This is a genomic window from Mycolicibacterium fluoranthenivorans, assembly GCF_011758805.1.
Classification (GTDB): Bacteria; Actinomycetota; Actinomycetes; order Mycobacteriales; family Mycobacteriaceae; genus Mycobacterium; species Mycobacterium fluoranthenivorans.
Map to the genome: position 1 here is coordinate 306,985 of NZ_JAANOW010000003.1, position 24,538 is coordinate 331,522.

The 24,538-nt window shown below is 67.3% G+C and carries 23 protein-coding genes and 1 pseudogene; 11 read left to right on the top strand and 13 right to left on the bottom strand.

All coding sequences use genetic code 11. From position 1 onward, the window contains the following. The first annotated feature begins 70 nt into the window (after positions 1-70). The 5 genes from FHU31_RS24805 to FHU31_RS24825 are packed head-to-tail and all read left to right on the top strand — an operon-like array spanning position 71 to position 7,623. Positions 71-3,955: a Pls/PosA family non-ribosomal peptide synthetase gene (locus FHU31_RS24805; RefSeq protein WP_167163380.1), complete on the top strand. Its 3,885-nt coding sequence runs from the start codon at positions 71-73 to the stop codon at positions 3,953-3,955. Further along, entirely contained in the window at positions 3,952-5,298 is a 1,347-nt protein-coding gene (locus FHU31_RS24810) for a M1 family metallopeptidase (protein ID WP_167163381.1), read from the top strand. The genes FHU31_RS24805 and FHU31_RS24810 overlap by 4 nt, the downstream gene beginning before the upstream one ends. A 7-nt stretch (positions 5,299-5,305) precedes the next feature. After that, positions 5,306-6,562 (top strand): hypothetical protein, encoded by a 1,257-nt coding sequence (locus FHU31_RS24815; RefSeq protein WP_263988113.1) that lies wholly within the window; start codon positions 5,306-5,308, stop codon positions 6,560-6,562. 15 nt (positions 6,563-6,577) lie between these two features. Continuing rightward, positions 6,578-7,276, top strand: coding sequence for a polyprenyl-phospho-N-acetylgalactosaminyl synthase PpgS (locus FHU31_RS24820; RefSeq protein ID WP_167163383.1), 699 nt, complete (start codon positions 6,578-6,580; stop codon positions 7,274-7,276). After that, positions 7,273-7,623, top strand: a complete 351-nt coding sequence (locus tag FHU31_RS24825) for a DUF2304 domain-containing protein (protein WP_167163384.1) — start codon at positions 7,273-7,275, stop codon at positions 7,621-7,623. Before FHU31_RS24820 ends, FHU31_RS24825 begins: the two co-directional genes overlap by 4 nt. Here the strand turns inward: FHU31_RS24825 and FHU31_RS24830 are convergent. The 3 genes from FHU31_RS24830 to FHU31_RS24840 are packed head-to-tail and all read right to left on the bottom strand — an operon-like array spanning position 7,617 to position 11,010. Beyond that, on the bottom strand, positions 7,617-8,201 hold the full coding sequence (locus tag FHU31_RS24830; protein ID WP_167163385.1) for a TetR/AcrR family transcriptional regulator: 585 nt from the start codon (positions 8,199-8,201) through the stop codon (positions 7,617-7,619). The two genes, FHU31_RS24825 and FHU31_RS24830, sit on opposite strands and share 7 nt — an antisense overlap. A gap of 1 nt (position 8,202) precedes the next feature. Further along, positions 8,203-10,029 carry an N-acyl-D-amino-acid deacylase family protein gene (locus FHU31_RS24835; protein WP_167163386.1) on the bottom strand — a complete coding sequence of 609 codons (1,827 nt, stop codon included), beginning with the start codon at positions 10,027-10,029 and terminating at the stop codon, positions 8,203-8,205. 48 nt (positions 10,030-10,077) lie between these two features. Continuing rightward, a complete protein-coding gene (locus FHU31_RS24840) occupies positions 10,078-11,010 on the bottom strand; it encodes an SDR family NAD(P)-dependent oxidoreductase (protein ID WP_167163387.1) in 933 nt (310 codons plus the stop codon). 47 nt (positions 11,011-11,057) lie between these two features. Between FHU31_RS24840 and FHU31_RS24845 the strand changes: the two genes are divergently transcribed. The 5 genes and pseudogenes from FHU31_RS24845 (at position 11,058) to FHU31_RS24865 (ending at position 15,651) form a co-directional block, all read left to right on the top strand. After that, the gene (locus FHU31_RS24845; protein WP_167163388.1) at positions 11,058-12,803 is read left to right on the top strand and encodes a hypothetical protein; all 1,746 of its coding nucleotides are present in this window, start codon (positions 11,058-11,060) and stop codon (positions 12,801-12,803) included. A gap of 63 nt (positions 12,804-12,866) precedes the next feature. Then, the gene (locus FHU31_RS24850; protein ID WP_167163389.1) at positions 12,867-13,238 is read left to right on the top strand and encodes a hypothetical protein; all 372 of its coding nucleotides are present in this window, start codon (positions 12,867-12,869) and stop codon (positions 13,236-13,238) included. A gap of 77 nt (positions 13,239-13,315) precedes the next feature. Further along, positions 13,316-14,178, top strand: a pseudogene (locus FHU31_RS24855) (lysophospholipid acyltransferase family protein). A 169-nt stretch (positions 14,179-14,347) separates the two neighbouring features. Further along, entirely contained in the window at positions 14,348-14,632 is a 285-nt protein-coding gene (locus FHU31_RS24860; protein WP_167163390.1) for a hypothetical protein, read from the top strand. A 32-nt stretch (positions 14,633-14,664) separates the two neighbouring features. Then, a complete protein-coding gene (locus FHU31_RS24865; protein ID WP_208411362.1) occupies positions 14,665-15,651 on the top strand; it encodes a tyrosine-type recombinase/integrase in 987 nt (328 codons plus the stop codon). Here the strand turns inward: FHU31_RS24865 and FHU31_RS24870 are convergent. Next, positions 15,648-15,857 (bottom strand): helix-turn-helix transcriptional regulator, encoded by a 210-nt coding sequence (locus FHU31_RS24870; protein ID WP_234901637.1) that lies wholly within the window; start codon positions 15,855-15,857, stop codon positions 15,648-15,650. The genes FHU31_RS24865 and FHU31_RS24870 overlap by 4 nt on opposite strands. Before the next feature lie 133 nt (positions 15,858-15,990). Between FHU31_RS24870 and FHU31_RS24875 the strand changes: the two genes are divergently transcribed. Continuing rightward, on the top strand, positions 15,991-16,329 hold the full coding sequence (locus tag FHU31_RS24875) for a DUF2510 domain-containing protein (RefSeq protein WP_167163391.1): 339 nt from the start codon (positions 15,991-15,993) through the stop codon (positions 16,327-16,329). On the opposite strand, the gene FHU31_RS24880 is transcribed toward FHU31_RS24875, so the two are convergent. From FHU31_RS24880 to FHU31_RS24920, 9 genes are all read right to left on the bottom strand, one after another. Continuing rightward, on the bottom strand, positions 16,330-17,949 hold the full coding sequence (locus tag FHU31_RS24880) for a hypothetical protein (protein ID WP_167163392.1): 1,620 nt from the start codon (positions 17,947-17,949) through the stop codon (positions 16,330-16,332). Next, on the bottom strand, positions 17,946-19,220 hold the full coding sequence (locus tag FHU31_RS24885; protein WP_167163393.1) for a hypothetical protein: 1,275 nt from the start codon (positions 19,218-19,220) through the stop codon (positions 17,946-17,948). The genes FHU31_RS24880 and FHU31_RS24885 overlap by 4 nt, the downstream gene beginning before the upstream one ends. Beyond that, a complete protein-coding gene (locus FHU31_RS24890) occupies positions 19,220-19,876 on the bottom strand; it encodes a hypothetical protein (RefSeq protein ID WP_167163394.1) in 657 nt (218 codons plus the stop codon). Before FHU31_RS24890 ends, FHU31_RS24885 begins: the two co-directional genes overlap by 1 nt. Then, entirely contained in the window at positions 19,876-21,564 is a 1,689-nt protein-coding gene (locus FHU31_RS24895) for a hypothetical protein (protein ID WP_167163395.1), read from the bottom strand. The genes FHU31_RS24890 and FHU31_RS24895 overlap by 1 nt, the downstream gene beginning before the upstream one ends. A gap of 117 nt (positions 21,565-21,681) precedes the next feature. Continuing rightward, positions 21,682-22,089: a DUF2746 domain-containing protein gene (locus FHU31_RS24900; RefSeq protein WP_263988114.1), complete on the bottom strand. Its 408-nt coding sequence runs from the start codon at positions 22,087-22,089 to the stop codon at positions 21,682-21,684. Continuing rightward, positions 22,086-22,478 (bottom strand): hypothetical protein, encoded by a 393-nt coding sequence (locus FHU31_RS24905; RefSeq protein WP_167163397.1) that lies wholly within the window; start codon positions 22,476-22,478, stop codon positions 22,086-22,088. Before FHU31_RS24905 ends, FHU31_RS24900 begins: the two co-directional genes overlap by 4 nt. Next, positions 22,475-23,983 (bottom strand): glycoside hydrolase family 19 protein, encoded by a 1,509-nt coding sequence (locus tag FHU31_RS24910; RefSeq protein ID WP_167163398.1) that lies wholly within the window; start codon positions 23,981-23,983, stop codon positions 22,475-22,477. Before FHU31_RS24910 ends, FHU31_RS24905 begins: the two co-directional genes overlap by 4 nt. Continuing rightward, a complete protein-coding gene (locus tag FHU31_RS24915) occupies positions 23,983-24,201 on the bottom strand; it encodes a hypothetical protein (protein ID WP_167163399.1) in 219 nt (72 codons plus the stop codon). The genes FHU31_RS24910 and FHU31_RS24915 overlap by 1 nt, the downstream gene beginning before the upstream one ends. Further along, positions 24,201-24,536 (bottom strand): DUF7572 family protein, encoded by a 336-nt coding sequence (locus tag FHU31_RS24920; protein WP_167163400.1) that lies wholly within the window; start codon positions 24,534-24,536, stop codon positions 24,201-24,203. The genes FHU31_RS24915 and FHU31_RS24920 overlap by 1 nt, the downstream gene beginning before the upstream one ends. Positions 24,537-24,538 lie beyond the last annotated feature (2 nt).

The following is a 24,538-nucleotide window of genomic DNA, read 5'->3' on the forward strand; positions in this document are numbered from 1 at the left end:
ACCCAAAGGGAATGTCCCCGCCCCCGTGCGTCATCACGTGCCCGTCACCGGGGCCCAGTAGTTTGTACGGGTGACAGCGGCACCCGTACCGGCGATCCCTCCTCAGTACCTCTTGTCTTCCTCGGCGCCGGAGCCTCGCACGCTGGTCGACATCCTCTACGACACGGCGCGTCGCTACCCCGACGCACCCGCCATCGACGACGGCGAGGTCCAGCTCACCTACGCCGAACTGATCGGCGATATCGAGGAGAGCGTGGCGTGGCTGGCGGCGCGCGGGATCGGCCGCGGTGACCGCATCGGCATCCGGATGCCCTCGGGCAGCTACGCGCTCTACACGGCCATCCTGGCCACCCTGGCCTGCGGCGCCGCCTACGTCCCGGTGGATGCCGACGACCCCGACGAGCGCGCGGCACTGGTGTTCGGCGAGGCCCAGGTGGTCGCGGTGATCACCGAGAAGGGCCTGGTTCGGGCGACCGGCTCATCGCGCGGCTGGCGCGCGGCGCCGCCGCTGAACCGCGACGATGCCTGGATCATCTTCACCTCCGGTTCGACCGGCACGCCCAAGGGCGTGGCGGTGACGCACCGCAACGCGGCCGCCTTCGTCGACGCCGAGGCGCGGATGTTCGTGCAGTCGAGTCCCCTCGGCCCGGGTGACCGGGTGCTGGCGGGATTGTCGGTCGCCTTCGACGCGTCCTGCGAGGAGATGTGGCTGGCCTGGCGGCACGGTGCCTGTCTGGTGCCCGCCCCCCGCTCACTGGTGCGCAGCGGGATGGATCTGGGCCCGTGGCTGGTCTCCCGCGATATCACCGTGGTCTCGACGGTGCCGACGCTGGCCGCGCTGTGGCCGGCCGAGGCGCTGGAAGCGGTGCGACTGCTGATCTTCGGCGGCGAGGCCTGCCCGCCCGAACTCGCCGAGCGCCTGGCCGTGGAAGGACGCGAGGTGTGGAACACCTACGGCCCCACCGAGGCGACGGTGGTGGCGTGCGCCGCGCCGCTGAATGGCAAGGGGCCGGTGAGTATCGGCCTGCCGCTGCCGGGCTGGGACCTGGCGGTGGTGGACAAAGAGGGGCAACCCGTCGGCCTCGGCGCAGTCGGTGAACTCGTCATCGGCGGGGTGGGCCTGGCCCGGTATCTGGATCCGGAGAAGGACGCCGAGAAATACGCCCCCATGCCGAGCCTCGGCTGGGACCGGGCGTACCGCAGCGGGGACCTGGTGCGGTTGGAGGCGGACGGCCTCTACTTTCAGGGCCGCGCCGACGATCAGGTCAAGGTCGGGGGCCGCCGCATCGAGTTGGGCGAGGTGGACTCGGCCCTGGTGCATCTGCCCGGGGTCAGCGGCGGCGCGGCCGCGGTGCGCAAGACCGCCAGCGGCACCCCGCTGCTGGTCGGTTACATCGCCAGCGCCGACCCGGCTTTCGATCTGACCGCGGCACGGGCCGCACTGGCCGCCGCACTGCCCGCCGCGCTGGTCCCGCGACTGGTGCTGCTCGACGAGCTACCAACCCGGACGTCGGGCAAGGTCGACCGCAATGCGCTGCCGTGGCCACCCCCGGGCGCCGGCCCAGAGGACGAACCCGACCTGGGCACCGGCACCACCGGCTGGCTGGCCGGGCTGTGGCGGGATGTGCTCGGCGCGACGGTGGACGGACCCGAGGCGGACTTCTTCGCCCTCGGCGGCGGATCGCTGTCGGCCGCTCAGCTGGTGACCGCGGTCCGGTCGCGCTACCCGCAGGTGACCGTCGCCGACCTCTACGACCATCCCCGTCTGGGCTCCCTGGCCGGCTATCTCGACGAGCTCGCCCCGCCTCCCGAAGTCCACACCCGCGAGGTCGCCCCCACACCGCTGCTCACCCAGCTGGCCCAGGTGGCGATGTCGGTACCCCTGGCCACCTTGACCGGCCTGCAGTGGGTGATCTGGCTGAGCGTGCTCAACAACATTGCCGCCGCGACCCATCTGGTGCCGTGGGCGGTGCACCTGAACTGGTGGATCATCCTGGCCGGCTTCGCGGTGTTCATCACCCCGCCGGGCCGGATGGGGATCGCGGTGCTGGGGGCCCGGACGCTGCTGTCCAACTTGGCGCCCGGCACCTACCGCCGCGGTGGGTCCGAACACCTGCGGGTGTGGTTCGCCGAACGGCTCGCCGACGCGAGCGGCGCCGAGAATCAGGCCGGAGCCCCATGGCTGGTGTATTACGCACGCGCCCTGGGTAATTCGGTGGGCATGGGCGTCGATCTGCATTCCGCGCCACCGGTCACCGGGATGCTCACCATCGGCCACCGCGCGTCGGTCGAGCCCGAGGTCGACCTCACCGGGCACTGGATCGACGGCGACCTGTTCCATGTCGGGCCGATCAGCATCGGCAACGACGCCACCATCGGCGCACGCACCACCCTGTTCCCCGGCGCGGTGGTCGGCAAGAACGCCGACGTGGCACCGGGATCCGGTGTGGTCGGCAAGGTGAAGAACGGGCAGTACTGGAAGGGCTCGCCGGCGGCGAAATCCGGCAAGGCCCGGCACCCCTGGCCCGACGAACGCCCGCCACGCGCGACGGTGTGGGTGACGATCTACGGCGTGACGTCGATGTTGTTGGGCGCCTTGCCGTTGACGGCCCTGGCCGCCGGCCTGGCCGTGCTGGCCTGGGGCATCCGCGGCACCGCCAGCCCCGCGGCGGCGACCGGCCCGGCGCTGCTGTGGACCCCGGTCGCGGCGTTGGCGGCCATGGCGACCTACGCCGCGCTGACGGTCATCGGTGTCCGGGTACTGTCCATCGGCCTCGGCGAGGGCTATCACCCGGTGCGCAGCCGGGTGGGCTGGCAGCTGTGGGCCACCGAACGACTGATGGATGCCGCCCGCAACTACCTGTTCCCGATCTACGCCGGGCTGCTCACCCCGTGGTGGTTGCGGCTGCTCGGCGCGAAGATCGGTAAGGGCACCGAGATCTCGACCGCCCTGCTCACCCCGAAGTTCACCGTGGTCGAGGACGGCGCATTCCTGGCCGACGACACCATGGTCGCCTCCTATGAGCTCGGTGGCGGCTGGATCCACGTCGCCAGGGCCACCATCGGCAAGCGGGCTTTCCTGGGTAACTCCGGGATCACCCAGCCCGGACGGCGGGTTCCCGACGACGGACTGGTCGCGGTGCTCTCGGCTGCACCCCACAAAGCCAAGGCCGGTTCCTCGTGGCTGGGCAGCCCGCCGATCCGGTTGCGCCGCAACCCGACCGATGCCGACGTGCTGCGCACCTTCCAGCCGTCGACGAAGCTGAAGATCATGCGTTCGGTGGTGGAGACCTGCCGCATCATCCCGGTCATCGTGACCTTCGGGATCGGCGTCGCGGTGCTGGCCGGGCTGCAGGCACTGGCCGGCGCGTTCGGATACGCACTCACCGCCCTGGCCGGCGGGCTGGTGCTGCTGACTGCCGGCGCGGTGGCCGGCGGTATCGCCGTCCTCGCCAAATGGCTTGTCATCGGCCGCATCCGGGCGGTCGAGCATCCGCTGTGGTCCTCGTTCGTGTGGCGTAACGAGGTATCGGACACCTTCGTCGAGACGGTCGCCGCGCCGTGGTTCGCCAGGGCGGCGACCGGTACGCCGGTGATGAACATCTGGCTGCGCGGGCTCGGCGCCAAGATCGGCCGCGGTGTGTGGTGCGAAACCTACTGGCTGCCCGAGGCCGATCTGGTGCGCCTGGGTGCCGGCAGCACCGTCAACCGTGGTTGTGTCGTGCAGACGCACCTGTTCCACGACCGGATCATGCGGATGGACACCGTCGTCCTGGAGGACGGGGCCACCCTGGGACCGCACTGTGTGGCGTTGCCTGCCAGCAAGATCGGCGCCGGGGCCACCGTCGGTCCGGCGTCACTGGTGATGCGCGGTGACGAGGTGCCCCCGTTCTCACGCTGGCAGGGTAACCCGATCGCGGTGTGGGATCCGTCGCGCAAGAAGAAGAACGCGTGAGCCCGAAAAAGGCGGCCAGGAAGGCAGCCGGTGCGGCCACCAGCCCGCCCGTCATCGATCCGTACCTGCCGCGCAACGGTAACTTCGGCTACCGGGTGTCGCGGTACGAGCTGGATCTGGAGTACAAGGTCTCGGCCAACCGGCTGTCGGGTTCGGCCACCATCACCGCCGTGACACTGGCCGAGTTGCGCACGTTCACCCTGGATCTGGCCGACCCGATGGCCGTCGCCAAGGTCACGGTGAACGGGCGCCGCCCCAACCAGTTCCGATGTTCGAACGGCAAGCTGCACATCACCCTGCCCAACCGCCTGCCCGCCGGGGCGGCGATGACCATCGCGATCCGCTACGGCGGAACCCCGCGCCCCATCCGAAGCCTCTGGGGTGAAGTCGGTTTCGAAGAACTCACCAACGGCGCCCTGGTCGCCGGGCAGCCCAACGGCGCGGCATCGTGGTTCCCGTGCGACGACCACCCGGCCGCCAAGGCCAGCTTCCGTATCAGGATCGCCACCGATAACCCGTACTACGCGATCGCCAACGGCGAATTGGTATCCCGGCAGAACAGGGCCAGCCTGAACATCTGGACCTACGAGCTCGCCGAACCCACGTCCACCTACCTGATCACCCTGCAGATCGGGATGTACGAGCGGCTCCGCCTGCAGAAGAGCCCGGTACCGATGTATGCGGTTCTGCCCGACCGCTTGCGCCGCAACTTCGATCACGATTTCGGCCGGCAGGCGCAGATGATGAAGCTGTTCACCAGGCTCTTCGGGCCGTACCCGCTCGCGGACGGCTACACCGTCGTCATCACCGATGACGACCTTGAGATTCCGCTTGAAGCGCAGGGCCTTTCGATCTTCGGCGCCAACCACTGCGACGGCAAGCGCACCGCGGAACGACTGATCGCCCATGAGATGGCCCACCAGTGGTTCGGCAATTCGGTGACGGTGCGCCGCTGGCGCGATATCTGGCTGCACGAGGGATTCGCCTGTTACGCCGAGTGGTTGTGGTCGGAGGAGTCCGGCGGACCCAGCGCCGACGAGCGAGCCCGTTCGTATCACCGCAGACTGCAGCATTCGCCCCAGGATCTGCTGCTGACCGACCCCGGCCCCGCCGACATGTTCGACGACCGGGTGTACAAGCGGGGAGCATGTGCGCTGCATGCGCTACGCGGCGTGATCGGCGACCCGAGTTTCTTTGCCCTGCTGAAGGATTGGACGACCCGGTACCGGCACAGCACCGCCGTCACCGACGATTTCACCGGGTTGGCCGCCAATCACGCCACCGTGTCACTGCGCCCGTTGTGGGATGCCTGGTTGTACTCGACGGCCGTGCCGGACCTGTGAGCCACGCGTGACAGGGGGGCCGGTCGCACGCAACAGCGTCGCCCGGGTGGGGGTGGCCACGGCGGTGTCCGCGCTGTGCGGCTACGCCGTGCTCTACCTGGCGGCCCGCAGTCTGGAGCCGGCCGGCTTCTCGTTGTTCGGGGTGTTCTGGGGTGCGTTCGGGTTGGTGACCGGAGCCGCCTTCGGCCTGTTGCAGGAGGCCACTCGCGAGGTCCGCGCCGCCCGCCACACCGCCGCCGTCACCGGTCCGCGCACGCATCCGATGCAGGTGGCCGCAGGCCTGGGCGTTGCGGCCGCGGTGTTCATCGCGGTCACCGCGCCGCTGTGGTCGGCCCATGTGTTCGCCCAGTCCCGGCTGCTGTCCGTGCTGCTGTTGAGCATCGGGCTGGCGGGTTTCTGTATGCACGCCACCCTGCTGGGCATGCTCGCCGGCGTGGACCGATGGACCCAGTACGGCGCGCTGATGGTCACCGACGCCGGCCTGCGCGTGGTGATCGCGGCGGCCAGCTTCCTGGCCGGGTGGGGGCTGGCCGGTTATCTGTGGGCGACGGTCGCCGGTTCGGTGGCGTGGTTGCTGCTGCTCCTCGCATCCCCGGCAAGCCGGGCGGCCGCGGTGCTCGCCACCCCTGGCAGTGTGCGCACCTTCCTGGCCGGCGCGTCGCACTCCATCGCCGCCGCGGGCGCCAGCGCCATCCTCATCATGGGTTTTCCGGTGTTGCTCAAGGCCACCACCGCGCATCTGGGCGCCACCGGCGGCGTCGTCATCCTGGCCGTCACCCTGACCAGGGCCCCGCTGCTGGTGCCGCTCACCGCACTGCAGGGCAATCTGATCGCCTACTTCGTCGACAAGCCGCACGAACGCCTGCGTGCGCTGGTCACCCCGGCCCTGGTGGTGGGCGCGATCGGGCTGGTCGGCATCGTTGCGGCCGGCCTCGCCGGCCCGTGGCTGTTGCGGGCCGCGTTCGGCCCGGACTACGTGGCCGGCGGCGGGCTGCTGGCCTGGCTCACGGCCGGCGCGGTGGCCATCGCGTTGCTGACGCTGACCGGAGCCGCCACCGTGGCCGCCGCCCTGCACCGCGCCTACGCGACGGGGTGGGTGAGTGCGACGGTCGCCGCGACCCTTCTTCTGCTGCTGCCCCTCGAACTGGAGACGCGCACGATCGTCGCGCTGCTGTGCGGACCGGTGGCGGGAATCGCCGTGCACCTGGCCGCGCTGGCCCGCGGCTCCCGCCGCGGATCGGAGCGGCTGCGGCCACCGCACTGAAGCCGGTGTATTTTGGTGCCCATCGATACCTCGTACCAGGACGTTTGGATCGTCGTCCCCGCCTTCAACGAAGCGAGCGTCATCGCCGACGTCGTCGCCGATCTGCGCACCGTCTTTCCTCATGTGGTGTGCGTGGACGACGGCAGCCGCGACGGCACCGCCGATGCCGCGTACGCCGCGGGCGCGCATGTGGTGCGCCACCCGGTGAATCTCGGGCAGGGTGCGGCGATCCAGACCGGCGTGGAGTACGCGCGCGCACGTCCCGGCGCGGCGGTGTTCGTCACCTTCGACGCCGACGGCCAGCACCGGGTCAAGGACGTCATCCGGATGATCGACCGGCTTGCCAGCGATGACGTCAATGTGGTGATCGGGACCCGGTTCGGCGGTGCGGTGACCCACACCCCTCCACTCAAGCGGGTCATCCTGCGGGCCGCGGCGATCATCAGCCCGCACAGCCGCAGTTTGGGCCTGACCGACGCCCACAACGGGCTGCGCGTGTTCGACAAGGTCGTGGCCGACGAGCTCAATATCACCATGAGTGGGATGGCGCACGCCGGCGAGTTCATCGCGCTGGCAGTCGAAAACCATTGGCGGGTGGCCGAAGAGCCGGTCGAGATCCTCTATACCGACTACTCGAAGTCCAAGGGCCAGCCCTTGGTCAACGGGGTCAACATCCTGTTCGACGGCCTGCTGCGCGGGAGGATGTCCCGATGAACTGGATCCAGGTGCTGTTGATCGCCTCGATCATCACGCTGATGGTCTACCTGCTGCGGTCGCGGCGCAGCGCGCACGCCAAGGCCTGGGTGAAGCTGGGCTACCTGCTGTTCGTCATCGCGGCGATCTACGCGATCGTGCGCCCCGACGACACCACCGTGGTGGCCAACTGGCTCGGGGTGAAGCGCGGGGCGGATCTGCTGGAGTACGCACTGATCATCGCGTTCCTGTTCACCACGATCAGTACCTACATGCGGTTCAAGGATCTTGAGTTGCGCTTCGCGCGGCTGGCGCGTGCGGTGGCGCTCGACGGGGCACGCGCACCGTCCGACGATCCGGCTCAGTAGCCGCCCAGCAGTTTCGCCAGCAGTTCGATCTTGCGGGCCTCGAACTCCGGATCCGACAGCACCGGCCGCAGCATGGCCGCGCCGTCGAACGTGTTGGTCAGCAATCCGGTCACCACCGCGCGGGTTCCGTCCGGGAACTGTTCGGCGGTGGGCGCGGCGCTGGCCGCCTCGAAGATCTTCGCGCTGTATTCGGTGAAGACATCCTGCAGGGTGGCGCGCAGCTTCTCGTCGGTGCGGGCGGCGATCATCAATTCGTAGAGCACCGCATTGGTGTCGTTGCCGGTGATATCGCGCAGGACCGTCAGCACCGCCGGAAGCGCGGGCTCGCCGGTCGGTATCTGGACCACCTGCTTGCTGAACAGTTCCAGCTGACGGCGCAGCGCCTCGTAGGCGGTGGCGGCCATGAAATCCCCGATGGTCGGGTAGTGCCGGAACAACGCGCCCACCGACAGGCCCGCGCGCTTGCAGATGACCGCCGCAGAGGCGCGGGCATAACCGATTTCGATGATCGTCTCGATGCTCGCGTCGAGCAACCGGGCGATCGTCTCCTCGCGCCGCTGCTGCTGGGTCCGCGCCATCTCAGACCGTGGCCGCGCCAGGCGAGCGCAGCGACGGGGAATTCAACCGAGGCGAGCGCAGCGACGCGGAATCCGACCCGGCCCGCAGATACCGGCCGGAGCGGACGGTGGCGCCGTAGCCGTCGCGGAACTCACCGTTGCGGAAGACCACCTGCCCGTTGACTCCGGTCGCGACCACCGTCGCGTCGTTGCGGTTCACCATCCGGCTCAGGTCGCCGTAGAACGGAACCGTCGCCTCGTGGTATTCGTTCACCGAATCGTCCAGGGCGGCAGGGTCGATCACCACGAAGTCGGCGCGATCCCCGCGGCGCAGGGTGCCCGCATCCAGGCCGAACCAGTCGGCCACCTCGGCGGTGAGCCGGTGCACGGCGTGCTCGGTGGTCAAGAACGGCCGACCGGCGCGGTCGGCATCGCGGACCCGCTTGAGCATGCGCAGGGCGTAGTTGTAGAACGCCATATTGCGAAGGTGCGCACCGGCATCCGAGAAGCCCATGTGCACCGACGGCTCCTTGGCCAGCTTGTCCAACTGCTTGGGCCGGTGGTTGGCCACGATGGTGGTCCACCTGACACGCCGTTCCCCGTTCTCCACGAGTACGTCCAAGAAGGCGTCCAGCGGATGGATACCGCGTTCGTCGGCGATCTGCCCGAAGCTCTTGCCGATCAGCGTGGCGTCCGGGCATTCGACGATGGTGGCATCGTGGAAATCGCGGTGCCACAGCGCCGGTCCGAGCTTGCGCCGATCGAAGGAGCGATGGAAGCGGCGGCGGTACTCGGGATCGGCGAGCAGTGTGTTGCGTTCCAGCTGATCACGCAGATGCAGGGCGGCAGTGCCGGCCCCGAACTCCTCGAACACCGGCAGATCGATGCCGTCCGAATACAATTCGAACGGTACCGGCAGGTGCTGGAACCGCACCTGCGAGTTCAGGATGCGGTTCAGCAGCCGAACGCCGGGCCCCAGGATGTGCACGGCCCCGGGTGAGGATTTGGCGTCGGCGGAGACCAGCAGGCTCATCCGAACCCCGCGGCGCCGGCCGAACCATCCGCTGCTCTCCAGGAAGAAGTTCAGCGCCTCTTGGATTTTGGCGACATTGGGCGCGCTCTGCAGGATGCGGCCGCGCTTGCGCAGCACCTTGATCAGACGACGGCGTTCCCGCCAGGTGGCGAAGGTGGACGGCAACGCCCGGGAACGGAACCGGTCGCCGTCGAGTTTGTCGATCGCCGCGTCCATCCCGGACATGCCCAGCATCCCGGCGTCCAGCGCCCGCTCCAGACGCTGTGCCATGGTCTCCAGTTCGGCGTCGGTGGGCACCACATCGCGCGTGGTGGCGCGATCCAGTCCCAGCACCGAGGCGCGCAGATCCGAATGTCCGAGTAACGACGCCACATTCGGGCCGAGCGGCAGGGCGTCGATGGCATCGACGTAACCGGCCGGGTCGGTCCAGGTCTTGTGGTCGGTCAAGGCACCGAGCACATACTGGCGCGGCACGGCCTCCACGCGACTGAACAGATCGGCGGCGTCCTCGGTGTCGGCGTACACCGTGGACAGTGAGCACATACCCAGCAGCACGGTGGTGACACCGTGGCGTACCGACTCGCGCAGGCCAGGATCGAGCAGCACCTCGGCGTCGTAGTGGGTGTGCACGTCGATGAAGCCGGGGATCACCCATTTCCCCGCCGCGTCGATGACGTCGGGGCAGCCGGTCTCATCGAGTGCCCCCGCCGAGATGTCGGCGACGACGCCGTCGCGGATTCCCAGGGTGCGGGTCAGCGGCGGCCGGCCGGTGCCGTCGAACCACAGTCCGTCGCGGATGATCACGTCATAGGGCATCCCGCCACCCTAGGTTAGATAGCGAGCGCTCACAATCTTCTTGCCGTTTCAGGCGCGGAAGAACTCGACCGTCCGCTCGATGCCCTCGTCGATGTCCACCTGCGGACGCCAGCCCAGCACCTCGGCACCGCGGCTGATGTCGAGCTGGGATTTACGCAGGTCGCCCAGGCGCGGCGGGTAGAACTCCGGGTCGTCGGCGGTGCCCACGGCCTTGGCGATCACAGAGTGCAGATCGCGGACCGTGGTGCTGATCCCGGTGCCGACGTTGAAGCGCTGGCCGCTGCCGGCCTCGCCGGAGGCCTTCACGAAGGCGTCCACCACGTCGTCGACGTAGACGTAGTCCCGGCTGTCGGTGCCGTCGCCGAAGATCTTGGTGGCCTGGCCGGCCAGCAGCGCCTTGGCGAAAATCGCCACCACACCCGCCTCGCCGTGCGGATCCTGGCGCGGGCCGTAGACGTTTCCGGGCGCGATATGCGAGCAGTCCAGGCCGTACAGGTGACGGAAGGTGTTGAGGTAGACCTCGCCGGCCACCTTGCTGGCCGCGTACGGCGACGCCGGGTCGGTCGGCACGTCTTCGCCGGTGGGGTACACCGGCGGGGTGCCGTAGATGGATCCGCCCGACGAGGTGTGCACGATCTTGCGGACACCGTGCGCGCGGGCGGCCTCGGCGAGCCGGATGGTGCCCACGACATTCACCGTGGCATCGAACTGCGGGTTGTCCACGGAGTGCCGCACCGAGATCTGGGCGGCCAGGTGAAAGATCACCTCCGGTTCGGCCTCGGCAACGATCGCGCCGAGGTCGGCGTCGGTGATATCCGCCTCGATGAAGGTGAAGTCGGGATGGGCTTCCGCCGAGGTCAGGTTGACCCACCGACCGGTGCTCAGATCGTCGATACCCACCACGGTGTGCCCGTCGGCGAGCAAACGATCGACCAGGGTAGATCCGATGAATCCGGCAGCTCCGGTGACCAGTGTGCGCACGGGCTCACTTTAGCGACGAAAGATGTGCGTCCGTACAGTCGGCAGCGATGAAATGGCCGACCCGCGTTGCTGTCGCACTGATCGTGGCGCAGCTGGCGATCCGTGGCGTGGTGGCCTTCGGCGGTTACTTCTACTGGGATGACCTGATCCTCATCGGCCGCGCCGGCACCCAGGGCCTGCTGTCACCGGGGTATCTCTTCGATGATCACGACGGGCACGTCATGCCGGGCGCGTTCCTGGTGGCCGGGGCCATCACCCGGCTGGCACCGTTCAACTGGGCCTTGCCCGCACTGAGCCTGCTGATGCTGCAGCTGCTGGCTTCGGCGGCACTGCTGCGGACGCTGACGATCATCCTCGGCCGGCGTCCGGTGTTGTTGATTCCCTTGACTTTCGCCTTGTTCACCCCGTTGACGGTGCCGGCCTTCGCGTGGTGGGCGGCCGGGCTGAACTCGCTGCCGCTGCAGGCCGGGCTGGCGTGGGTGTGCGGCGAGGCGATTCTGTTGGTACGCACCGGCAATCGACGCCATCTGATCTCGGCGGTATTGGTGTACTTCGGCACGCTGTTGTTCTTCGAGAAAGCCGCCGTCATCCCGTTCGTCGCCTTCGCGGTCGCCGCCCTGCTGGCCCACGTCTGCGGCGATTCGGTGCGGGTGGTGTGGCAGCGGGGACGGGCGCTGTGGCTGTCGCTGCTGCTCGTCACCGCGGCCTGGATCGGGGTGTATCTGGCGGTGGTCGACCAGAAGCGTTGGACGCTGGATCCCGTCATGACGTGGGACCTGTTGCGGCGCTCGGTGACCCACGCGATCGTGCCGGGACTGGCCGGAGGACCGTGGGAGTGGCAACGCTGGGCACCGGCCTCGCCGTGGGCCACGCCGGGTACGACCGTGATGGTGCTGGGTTGGCTGGTGCTGGCGGCGGTGCTGGCGGTGTCGTGGGCCCGCAAGCAGCGGATCGGTGCGGTGTGGGCCGCGGCGCTCGGCTACGCGGTGGCCTGCCAGGTTCCGATCTATCTGATGCGGTCCTCCCGGTTCACCGCACTGGAATTGGCGCAGACGTTGCGGTATCTGCCCGATCTCGTGGTGGTGCTGGCCCTGCTGGCCGCCGTGGCGTTCTGCGCGCCCAACCGCCCGTCACCTCGGTTGGACGCCTCCGCGACCCGCACGGTGGTGGTTGGAGCCGTCGCGGTCGCCTTCGTGGCGAGCAGTCTGTATTCGACGGTGACGTTCCTGCGGGTCTGGCGGGACAGTCCGGTGCCGGTCTATGTGGCCAATGCCCGGGCCGGGTTGGCCGCGGTGGGCACCCCGCTGCTGGACCAGGAGGTGGATCCGCTGATCCTGCAGCGGGTGGCGTGGCCGGAGAACCTGGCCAGCCATATGTTCGCACTGGTCCGTCCGCGCCCCGAATTCGCCACCGCCACAACTGAACTCCGGATGTTCGACAGCGTGGGCCGGCTACTGGACGCCAAGGTCACCTGGGTGCGCACGATCACGCCCGGCCCGGCACCGCACTGCGGTTACCTCGTCCAACCCGACGACGAGGTCACCATGCCGCTGGATGGACCACTGCTACCCGCCGATTGGACCGCCGAGATCAACTACCTGGCCAACAACGACGGCTCCCTGACGATGACGCTGCCGGAAGGGAACACCGCGAAGGTGCCGGTGCGGCCGGGACTGAACCGGGTGTTCGTCCGGCTGTCCGGCGCCGGTGCGGCCATCAAGGTGCGGGCCAACACCGCGGCGCTGTCGGTGTGCATCGCATCGGGGCCCGTCGGGTTCGTGGCACCGAAGTAGTTTCTGCGCGGCCCCGGCGTGTGCCGAGAGGACTTGTCGGTGCCATTCCCTACGCTGCTGCACATGAGTTGGCCAGATTCTCGACCCTCGGTCGTCGCACCGTGCCCGCACTGCGATACCGAGACGGTCTGGTTGCAGTTGGCCTACGGCAGCTGGCAGCTCTTCGATGCCCGGATGCACCCCACCGAGGACAGCGCGGCCGGTAACCGGTTCGCCATCCGGCGGCAGTCCCGCCAGGTGATCGATCTCGACGATGTCCTCGAAAGCCGCTGGCCGGCGACTTGTCTGCAGCTGCACAAGTTCGCCTGCCCGGAGAGCTTCGACCAGACGCGCTTCCATCAGCGCAGGCCGCGTCAGGCCCACGATATCGATCTCGAAGACCTGTGGCAGCGCCTCGCGGTGCGCCGGGACGCGCTACAAGCCGAGGCCGGCTGATCTCATCGCCCGCGCAGTCATGCTTCTCACAGCCGGTTCATAGCCAGACGAACTAGTTCGTTCGGTACTCTGGAGTCATGACTTCCTCCGCCATGACCAACGTCGACACCCTGATCGACCCGCCCGGTCACATCCGGGCCATGCGCCGGGCCGCAGAGACCGCCGCCGACGCCGCCGCACCCCTGGTCGATTTGTACCGACCGTATGTCGACGGGTTGCAGAACCTCCCCCGCGACGGCCGATTCCTGTTGTGGGCAACCACTCTCAGGCCGGCGTCGAGGGATTCCTGATCCCCTACGTGGTGCGCCGCGAGCTCGGCAACCTGGTCCGGCCACTCACCGACCGCGGATTCGGCAAGATGCCGTTCCCCGTGGCCGACCTGATGGCCGCCTTCGGCGCGACCGTCGGCGCACCCGACTCCGCGCGCGAGTTGATGCGGCACAACCAGCCCATCCTGGTGTTCCCCGGCGGCGGGCGCGAGATCGCGAAATTCAAGGGCGAGCAGAACACCCTGCGCTGGGAGGGCCGTGCCGGCTTCGCCCGATTGTCTGTGGAGAACGACTACCCGATCGTGCCCGCCGCGCTGATCGGCGGGGACGACGTCTACACCAGCCTGACCCGGCGTGACGGTCTGTGGGGACGGTTCAGCCAGGGCCTGGCCGAGAAGCTCGGCGGCAAGCCCGATATGGCCATGCCGCTGCTGCGCGGTATCGGGCCGACCCTGATCCCGCGACCGCAGCGCATGTACCTGCGCTTCGCCCCGCCGATCGACACCACCAAACCCGCCGGTATCGACGAGCAGGACTGGGTCGCGACGATCCGAGAGGAAACCAAGAAGACGCTGGAGCGCACGCTCGACGAGCTGCTCGCGATCCGGGCCGAGGATCCCTACCGGGAACTCAACCCGCTGGCGTGGCACCGAGCCACGCAACCGGCCTGACCTGCAGAAACAAAGAGAGCCGCCCAGGGGAATCGAACCCCTGACCTTCTCATTACAAGGCAACCAATCGGGGTGCGATCGTCCCACTTTCCTGGAGCAACGTAGTTCCCCTGGCTCCACCGCGGCGCCGGGAATGGTCGCCCGCTGACGTGCCGGGCAGGATCCCAGCGTGACCGCGACACAGCAGGTCTACACCGTCACCGAGCGCACTGACGGCCTACCTGGGTTCAGCGCCTATGCGGGTGACGGTCTGCACTGGATCGCGTCGGCCTCGCCGCACACCGGCAACTACGCCGAGCCGGGCAGTTGGTTCGTGATGCTCGGCCTGGACGCCACAGGCACCATCGGCTGCCCTCCGGGGATGGCGTTCACTGTTGGCGACGAGGAGTACGCGCGACAGTGGGTTGACGTGCTGGCACGGATGTACCTTGCCGATCCCGCAGACCCATCGTGACGTGCCATGTTTCGTGATCAAAGGTTGGCCGAATGGTGACGACGAAACAGTCTGTGAATTCGCTGCGGGTGGATAACTTTGCGACTGTGAACGAAATATCGCGCGCGGAAATTCGCAGCCCCGAACTCCCCCGAATCGTCAAAAAATGGCGCACGTGGCAGTTTGCTCAGTCCTTATCCGCGCGGACCGTCGACGAGCGCGTCGCGACCGTGATGCGCATGGCCGCGTGGTGCCGCGTCGAGCCGGACCGCGCCAGCGCAGACGACATCGCGAGCTGGCTGGCCGAGGGTGGCGAGTGGTGCGCCAACACGAGATGGACCTATCACACGCAGCTGGCGGCGTGGTTCCTGTGGCTGCAGAAGCAGGACGAGCGCGTCGATAACCCGATGATCAATATCACCAAGTCGAAGCGGCCGAGGACCGAGCCACGGCCGGTGTCGAACCAAGGAATGCAGCGATTGCTAGCCGTCCGATCGCACCGCCGGACCAAGGCCATGATTCTGCTGATGGCGTTTCAGGGGTTCCGCGCGCACGAGGTCGCGAAGATCAAGGGAGAGCACCTGGACCTCGTGGAGCGCACCATCACCGTGGTCGGCAAGGGTGGCGTCGAGGCCACGTTGCCGCTGCACCACCGGGTCATCGAGATCGCGTACCAGATGCCCCGGCGTGGATTCTGGTTCGCCGGGGTCGACCGCGGTCACCAGCGGCGGGAGTCGATCTGCTCGACCGTGAAGGAGGCGATGATCCGGGCCGGTGTGGCTGGCTCCGGCCACTGCTTGCGGCATTGGTTCGCCACTGCGCTACTGGAGGCCGGCGTCGACGTGCGCACCGTGCAGGTGCTGCTGCGGCATCAGAATCTCAGTAGCACGGAGATCTACACGCTGGTATCTGCTCGGCGCCGAGCAGAGGGTATCGAGTGTCTGGACCCGTTCCGGGTGGCGCTTCCGAAGCCGCTGTCTCCGGAGGCGCAGGCGATCGTGAGCGCCGAGTGGCGGGACGCCGATGCCGATGCGGCCTAGTCGTCATTCTGGTGCGCGCCGGGGCGTTGGCCGCGGCGTTCGATCCATCGGTCAATTGTCTCAGGGAGCCAGCCTTTGACACGGCCGATCATGACGTCAGGTTGGGGCATGCGGCCGGGGATTTTGCTGTAGGACTTCACCGTGTTGACGGTGAGCCCGGTGCGTTCGGCCACTTCCGTGACACCGAGATACCTGATCACCACCACATTTGGCGAGAATATGAACCCCAACGGGGGCCCACGGTGGGGGACGCCTCCGTAGGTGGTGCTGGGTACGTGCGAGTGACAATCCTGAGCATGGACTGCGAGCCACCTGTTAGCGCAGCTATGGTGTGCGGTCATGAGCGCACCGAAACCGGCCCCGGGCTGGTACCCGGACCCATTCACGCCTGGTAAGCAGAAGTACTGGGACGGCGCGAAGTGGCTGGATCTGCCGGCCCCGCCGACCGGCGAGGCAGCCGAGCGCCGGTTCACCATCCACTACGGATTCGCCCTGCTGGCGATCTTCTCGCTGCTCGGGACTCTGCTGTTCGGCATCCCGCTGCTGTCTCGCGCCACAGAACCGCACGGTGGCGTATCGGCCACGATGGGCACCCTGTGGATGTTGTGGGGTGGGATGTGGACGCTGATCTGGACCGCGTTCGCGATTCAGCACACCCTTCGCGGCCGACGCAAGTAACTACCGGAGTCCGTTGACGCGGTCTTTGTGCACCGGCCGGTCCGCGAACCCGTCGAGGATCATCTTCGTGCCGAGGTAGACCGTTCCGGGTAGGTCCGGGTGGATGCTGTCGACGGTGGACAGCAGGCGGGCCTGCTGAGAGTTCGTCGGCACACCGCGGGTGCCGCCGGCCGACGCGAGTGCCGGCCCCATCCCGGTCCACCAGCGGCTCGCAGCGTCAGGACCGAACATGTTGACGAACTTCACCCAGTCGCGCTCCTGCGCGGCCCGCCGCTGCGCCTTCGTGTAGACGTCGCCGCTGTCACCGTCACGCGGCGCACCGACACTGCCCACGCCCGTGTTGTTGTTGAACAGACCATCGTCGAACGGCTCTACCCCGAAGTGGACAACTTGGCAGTACGGATCGACGCTATGCACCCAGTCCCAGTTTTCGGCGATGCGCGCGTACATCTGGGCGTCGGTGATGTTCGTGAGCAGCGACCGGTCGTTCCACGTCCCCAGGACGCCGAGCGCGAGCGGCCGGGTGCCCAGTGGTCCGCCGAAGAACTCTCCGACGTAGTTCTGAAATGCTGGCTTGCCGATGCCCTGGATTGCGGTGTTGGCGTCGGTCATCCAACCGCGCCGCGACGAGAATCCGGCACCTGCCCCCGAGAAGTAGCGGGAGAGCCCTGTGGTGGTGACGTTTCCGACCGGGAAAACGGTATTGACCGCTGTGCCGACGCTGTCGTCCGTGACGTAGCCCGCGCCGTTCGTGAAGAACCCTGTTGAGCCTTGGCCGAACCCGACGATCGGAATCGTGGAGAGCATCCACATCTGGCGGTAGATCGTGCCGAGGTAGAACTGGTTGACGTTGTCAGTGCACAGTGCCTGCGACGTCTCGCCGTAGGAGTCCGTTTCCATGCCGATCGGGGCCTGATAGGGCGATGGACGGATGATTGACGTTGTGTCCGTGCGGATCCCAGTAAAACCACACGTGCCGAATCGGAGCTTGATCTTCGTCTCGGACTGCCAGTTGTTGAACACCACGTTGTGAAATGTGTGGTACCCGCTCGTGCTCGTGACGAGCATCGGCGTCGTCTGGCAGGCGTAGTAATCGCCGTCAACCTCGATGAACATTTCGATGTTGCCGGCGTAGTTCGGCGCGGTGTTGTTGCCGCCGAGATTCATGTGCACGTCGGAGAACGCGATACCGGTGAACAGGAATTCAAGCTCGGTGATGTGCGGGAAGATCTCGTCACTCAGCCCGGCACCAGGCGCGCTGAACCGTCTGGGAGTCGCGCAATTGCACACGCCGCCGTACGTCTGCGGGCCAGACAGCGTGGGCCTGATATGCCTAATCCATTTCTGCCCAAGGGTATTGAATGGGTAGGGATTGGCCGCGTCGTAGCTTCCGCCTGCGCCGCCGCTAACCGATCCGTCCAGCCGTCGAAGGTTGGTCTGCGATCCGTCAGTGTTGGTCGCCCAGTCCCCCCACCGGTATTCCTTGGCCGTGCGGCCCCCGGAGGTGAAGTTGAGCGCGGTTGCGCTGATCTCATTGGTGGCCAGGATCCCAGACGGGATGATCCCGGCCACCGGCTTCATCAAGTCACCGAGCAGGACATAATCGGAGAACTTGCTCACCGAATCCGCCTCGCGCGCAGCGTGTCGACGATCTGCTTGCCCGCCTCGACGGCCAGCAGTGCGGCCAGCCACGCGTTACCGTCGCGGTTCGGATTCTGCCCGTCAGCACCGATGAGCGGCGCCTGCTGCGCCAGGTTGAATGCCGGCGCGGTCGGCCCAAACAGATTCAGATAGGCGGCGTTCTCGACGTCAGCAATCGCGGCGGCCTGCTCGCGCCGGTTGAAATCGTTACTGCTGTCAGCGGTGGGCGGGCCCGTGACGGTGCCCGGGCCACCGGCCCCGGTGAACGGCGGCGGTGACACGTGCAGGATGAAGCATCGGGTGTCCTTGCTGCGGAACCACGCGTAGCACTCGTCAGCGCGGGTGGCCATCGGGCCATTGCTGGCGCCGGTCGCACCGGATCGACCGCCGTCGTCGAGGGTGCCGAGCAGGATGTAGAACAGTGGCTTGTCCTGAAAGTCCGACTCCAGGATCGCCTTTCGGCTGGCTGAGAAGAACCGGCTGCCGCCGTCTGCTGCGGGCGTATCGTCCGAGACCGTGGCGCTACCGTTGTAGAAGAATCCCGAGGGCATCCCGCGGGCCGCGGTGACGATGCCGGTGCGCTCGAAGAACAGCTCAGCGACCCCGGCGGTGAGGTAGGACGTGCCGGAGGCCTGCTTGAGCCCGGCTGCGTCGGCCCACTTGCCGCCGTCGAGGATCGCGAATGGGCGGTCCGGGGCTTTCGCGACGATCGAGCTCTGTTCGGTCTTGATGCCGACCAGCGCGGCGCCGCCGATGTGCACCCGGACCCGGCCCGTGTAGCCCGCTGGGAATGTCAGCGGCAGGTGGATGACGCCGGGCGTCGTGCCGACCACCGGGGCGGCAGTGGCCTTGTACAGCTTGCCGAAGTACTCCACGAAGACCTGGCAGTCGTAGGAGGCGCTGCCGACCATCACCACGTCGAGGTTCCCGCCGGCATGCAGAAACTCGAACGCGATGACGTGATTGATCGGCGAACCACCCGAAATGCGGGGCGTCGCAACGTTCTTGCACCCGTTACTCGGTGTGCCATCGACCGCCTGCCAGTGCTGGCCCTGGGTGCTGAACAGTCCCGAGTTCCACAGGATCGTCGCCAGGTTCGTGTAGGTCTGGGCCGCCGCGGAGAACGCGCCGACCGTGACCACTCCGGAGGGGATCAGGCCGCGTACCGGGTCGTATCGGTGACTGGCGCGGGTGCGCTCCCATAGCGCGGTCGGAAGTTCCCAGCCGTCTTCTTTCGCAACGATGGGCATCAGAGCATCACCGCCTGGAATAGATCACTGCCGGGGGACTGATAGTTGGTTCCGGCCGTACGAATGGATCGCAGGACGTCGATCGGGTACCGCCCCGGGATGCCAACGATGGCCGCATCAGTGTCGGTCCACGTCAGGTTGGTCGCAGTGCCGTTCTTGTAGACGGTGTAGACGATGTCTGAACCGCTTACGGCATATCGGATGTCGATGACATCGGTACCGGTGGCTGATGTAGCTGTGCTGCCGGTAGACCGCTGGGTGATGGTGCCGCCGATCGCGGTGAACAGTCGGCCGGACCCCGACTGAAAGCACGTCGCGAACACGGCGATCGATCCGTCGCCATTGCTGTAGCCCGGCCCGTAACCGCGGTCGGTTGACGACGTGCCGCCACCGTGCCCCGCGGATACCTTGTACGGGCCGTCATCCATCGCGGGCCCCCGAGCCGCGCTGTAGAACGTGCTGCTCGCCCCTGTGAACGCAGGCTGGAGACGCCTGTTCGCGTCGACAGCAACCGCGCCAGCACCGGCGTTGAGCGCAAGGCTGGAGATATCGGGCGGTGTCACGCTCGCGGTGAAACTGGCGTAGCCCCAGGACGTTAGCCCTGCGACGTTCGGCTTGGTGTGGTTCCGCCGTCGCTGGCGGGTGGCGGTGACCATCAGACGATCAGATCGCCGGTCACGTAGAAGTGCGTGGGCGTGTCGAAGTGAATCGAGCACTCCGAGAATTGGCCTGCCGTGCGGAACTTCCCGCCAGCCCCGTCCTTGGTGAGCCCAGCGCCTGCCGCGATGGTGAGTGTGCCCGTGCCCTTCTGGCGGAACGCCACCACATTGCCCTCCTCGAAGTCGTTCGTGACCGTGAACGTCGCGGGCGTCGAGTTGTTGTGCTCGATCATCGTGCCCTTGTCCGTGCCGACGACGTTGTAGTCGCCGGTCTTCGTCTGGTTGGGCATCCGGTCGACGTAGTTCTTCACGCACTTCTCGCTGACGATCGCGGTGTCGGTCGGCGTCGCGGAGAACGCGATCTTGAACGCAAGACTCGCGGCGTGGTTGATCGCGTCGAAGTACGGGACCGTGTTCGCCGCTGCCGAGATACCTTGCAGCGCTTCCAGCACCACCCCGAGGTCGATGTCGTCACCCGTCGCAGGGAACCACACATCACTGGGCTGGTAGCCCGGTGGGCGATCGACTGGCGCGTCGCCGCCGACCCAGAAGACCGGGAAACTCACAGACGGGCGCGACGGCCAGGCGCTCGTGGTGGTGTTGAACTTCATCGGCGGGGCCCCGCCGACCGACGCGCTCAAAGCGGTGATCAGATCTTCGAGCTTCTTCAGCGTGTTGCCCGCGCTGGTCGCACCGCCGACGAGAGCGTCCGTCGCCGCCGTGATGTCGGCCGGGGTCGCCTTCGTGCCGAGCGTCGTCATGATGCCGGAGATGGCGCCCTGGTCGGCCTGGATCGCGGCGACGAGCTCGGTCCAGGTATCGAGGCTGGCAGGTGCGGCGCCGATCAGCTCGGCGATCTTGGCGGCCACGAACGCGCGGACCGCCTGCTGTGTCGCGAGCTTCGTGCCGGAGTTGGCCGCCAGCGCCGGGTCATTGTCGACGAACCCGAACCCTGACGTCGACGCCGCGGCCTTCGCGACCAGCTGCGCCGCGGTGATCCGCGCATCGACCCGGCTATCCGTGAAGTACTTATTGGCCGTGCCCTCCGGCAAGCCATCAGTGCTCGTCGGTCCGGACCCGCCGCTCAGCACCAGGGGGATCGGGTCACCGAGCGGAGAACCATTGGCCCAGAACTGCACCGAGTTCGGGCCCACCAGCGTCACGTCGTCGGGCACCTGGCGGATGATGAATCCACCCTTGGCCGCGGTCGACTCGTTCAGCCACTCCATATCCGCGAGGTTCTGGGTGAATGGGCCCGACACCGCGACATCCCAATCATCCGGCACCACGGGGGCTTTGACCGTGATGGTCGGCAGATCCTGCGCCGCACCGTTGTAGGTCACGTGGTGCGGCCGGAACGTGTAGACGATGTCCACGTCATCCGGAAGGTCGAGGATCGAGCACTTCGCCAGCAGGCCGAACTCCTCCTGTGCCGCCGTGAGCTTCAGCAGTCCGTCATCGAGGCGGGCGTCCTGCTTGGCCAGTGAGTACAGCCGCGTCTTCGGCTCCGTGAACCCGCGGATCGCACGGATATCGCCCTTCGACAACTTCGCGGTGATCTCGACACCGCCGTGGATGCCCTTCTCTTCCGGGTCGGTATCGACGTCGCCGCCGAGTTCGGCCGGCGCATCGGCGACGAACGCGTCCCATTTCAGGTAGGGCACCCAGAACATCGGCACAGCCATTACGCCCTCCTCGGGAGTGTGTTCCGCTTGATCTGATTCATTCGGGCTCTGCCCGGCGTCGGAGCTGGCCGCAGCACAGCCCTACCGCGACCGCGTCGGACGACGCCGGGCAGAGGTCTATGGCGGGATCTGATCCGGATGCACGCGCCGCGCGAAGCCGGTCACGCGCCGCTCCAGATCGCGCAGATTCCCGCGGTCCTCACGCATCTCGCCCCGGAGCTCCCCGAAGTCCTTCCGGAAGCCCCGGATATCGGCCGCCGCCTCGTCCTGCTGGCTGGCCATCGACACCATCCGCTCATCGAGGAGAAGCTGGCTCTGCTCCATGCGATCGAGCTGGACGCGCAGATTCACCTCGTCGCCGTGATCGTTGACGGTCTGCTCGTGGATCTCGGCGACCTGTGACTGTGTGGATTTCGCCTTCAGCCACAAGGGAACCACGGTGGCGGAAAGCCCAAGAATGCCCAGCACGATGAGCACCACCACGTCCATCCACGAATCCGGATTGAAGGGCGTCAACCCGGTCACCGCCGGGAGGACTTCAGGAACGCCTCGACGAGATCCACCGCAGCGGCAGCGCCCGGCCCGACAACCGGCGTAGCGCCGATGACCTCGGTGATCCCCTGCAGGATGTTCCCGAGCCGGGTGTCTGCGTCCGCAGCGGCTGCCGCCTGAGCATCGCGGTCCTGGACGGCGGCCTGCACGTCGCCGATAACTCGCTCATCGACCGGAGTGGCGGTGTCCCGGGGCCGGTTCGGCACGCCCCAGGTGGCCAGGCTGGTGAGCACCACGCCGGACCCGCCGACCCACAGCTGCCACTGCGGCGGCGCGTTCACCGCCGCCAAGAACGTGGCCAACGACCCCATCAGGGTAGCCAGTGCTTTTGCATTCTCGCGGGCTTTGATGATCGTGTTCATGCCGTAACTCCTTGCAGGACGGTGGGATTGATGGTTGCGATGAAGACGAGAATCCGGTGCGCCAAGGCCTTGCCTCCGGCCCGGTCCGGGAACTTGGTGAGATCGGCGTCGGCCAGCTCGGCGAGATCGTCGAGCGTGTTCGGGTCGCCCACCAGCCCGAGCAGGATGGATACCAGGACGTGCACGTTGCCGTCCTCGTTCAGCCCGATCCCGGCGATGGTGTCGATGTTGCCCTCACCGAGGCGGCGCAGCGGCGACCGCGACGGGTAGGGGATCTTTGCGAGCACGCGCAGCAGGTTGAGTACCTCGCGCTGCTCGTCGGCGTTGAGTGCTGACATGAAATCGTCGTCTCCTGACTGGGTTGTGAGGGTGAGCAACTGGTCCCCGAGCGCGAGCGCCCGGTTGTATCGGGTGCGGCGTCCAGGACGGCCGTTGGTGTCTTCCAAGCCGTTGGTACCGCCGTTGATGATCTGGGTGGCCACCAGGACGTCGCCAGCGTCGGACGCCTCGTTGAGCGTGTGGTACTTGCGCTGAGTCCGAACGGTTTCCGTCCAGTAGTAAGCGGCGCCGAGGCCTGCCCACTGGAGGCCAGCGAGCGATCGGGGATTGTTGACGAACACGTTCGGGTCGGTGACCAGACCGCGGTCGCAGCACCACTTGCCGAAACCGGCGTACGCGGACTTCCAGGTGAGCTGGATCCAGGTGCGGCCGAGGTAGATCCACCTCTCGGTGACGCCGCCGTCGCCCTTGTCGTACTCCTCGGTGGCCTCAAAGTTGTCCGACTCGTGGCCAACCTGGGCGAGCCACATAGCGATGCGCAGCACCGACGTGCACTGACTTCCCCGCAGGCCGGCCGCCACCTCCGGGAGGATCTCAGTGGCCTTGGCGATGGGGATGCCGGCAGCCTTCGCTAGGACCGCAGCTGCATCCACGCTCGGCGTCGGCGCGCCGCCAGTTCCACCTCGGCGGAACGTCGAGAATCCGTCCGTCCGGATCTTGCGGGCGATGAAGTCGCTCACCCAGGGCTGGACGCGGCCGGCGGCTTGGTCGTAAGTGCCGTAGCCCATCTGCCAGTGCATCTCATCGATCGGCGAGCCCCAGCCGCCCTGCGACCTGTCGAGCTTCTTCCAGTCGATGCCAGCCCAGAAGACAGTGCCCTCGTACCAGTCGAGCAGTTCCTGGATGGTGCGGAGCTGCGCCGTGGTGAAGCTGCCGCGTTTCTGGAAGGGGTGCGATTGCCACCGGAGGTCGTATGCGGTCCCGCCGGGGTGATTGGACGAGGGCACTGAGTTGCCCGGTGTCCAGCAGCAGCAGTCGGGGTCGAAGATCGGTTCGACGAACTCGTGGTAGTCCCGTGCGAATGCTCCCAGCACCTCGTAGGGGGCGCCTTCTTGGATCTGCATCGAGACGCCCGGAGCAACCTGAAACCACTTGCAGGAGCCCTCGTCAACGTAGGGCCAGCCGTTCTCAGAGAACCGGCGGCCACTGAAGGTGCGGAAGGCCATCAGGCACCAGAGCCGGGCGGAAGGGCGGGCTGCTCGCCGACGACCGGCACCAGCTCGGTCCAGCCCTCGATCCGGGCAGCCCGCGGGTAGTTGCCGCCGCGGTCGAGCGTCATCGCACCGTAATCGCCGAGCGTGCTGCCCTCCGGCAGCTTCACCGCGACGGCGCCGAACGTCGGCGAATCCTCCCGCAGATCCTGGTATGTGCGCGGTCGTTCCATCAGGCCTCCTCTGTGGCTGTGAGCGTGTAACCCGCCGCGGCGAGCGCCTCGGCAAAGACTTCGCACCCTGGCACTGATACGAGCGGCGTCATACCGTTGGACGGGTCGCCATCGGCGTCGAGCACCACCGCATCCGCGTCTGCCCGGAACACATCAGCCGTGTCGGGTAGGTGCAGCTGCACGATGGGCACCCGAACACCGAGCATCTCGTGCACCATGTCTGTGCTGAGCCGGGGAATCGTGACGAGCAGGTACGTGCCATCCGAACATTGATAGAAGTTCGTCATCGGGCAGAAGTGCGAAACATTCTCTGTGACAAGGGTTGCTGTCTCCATCT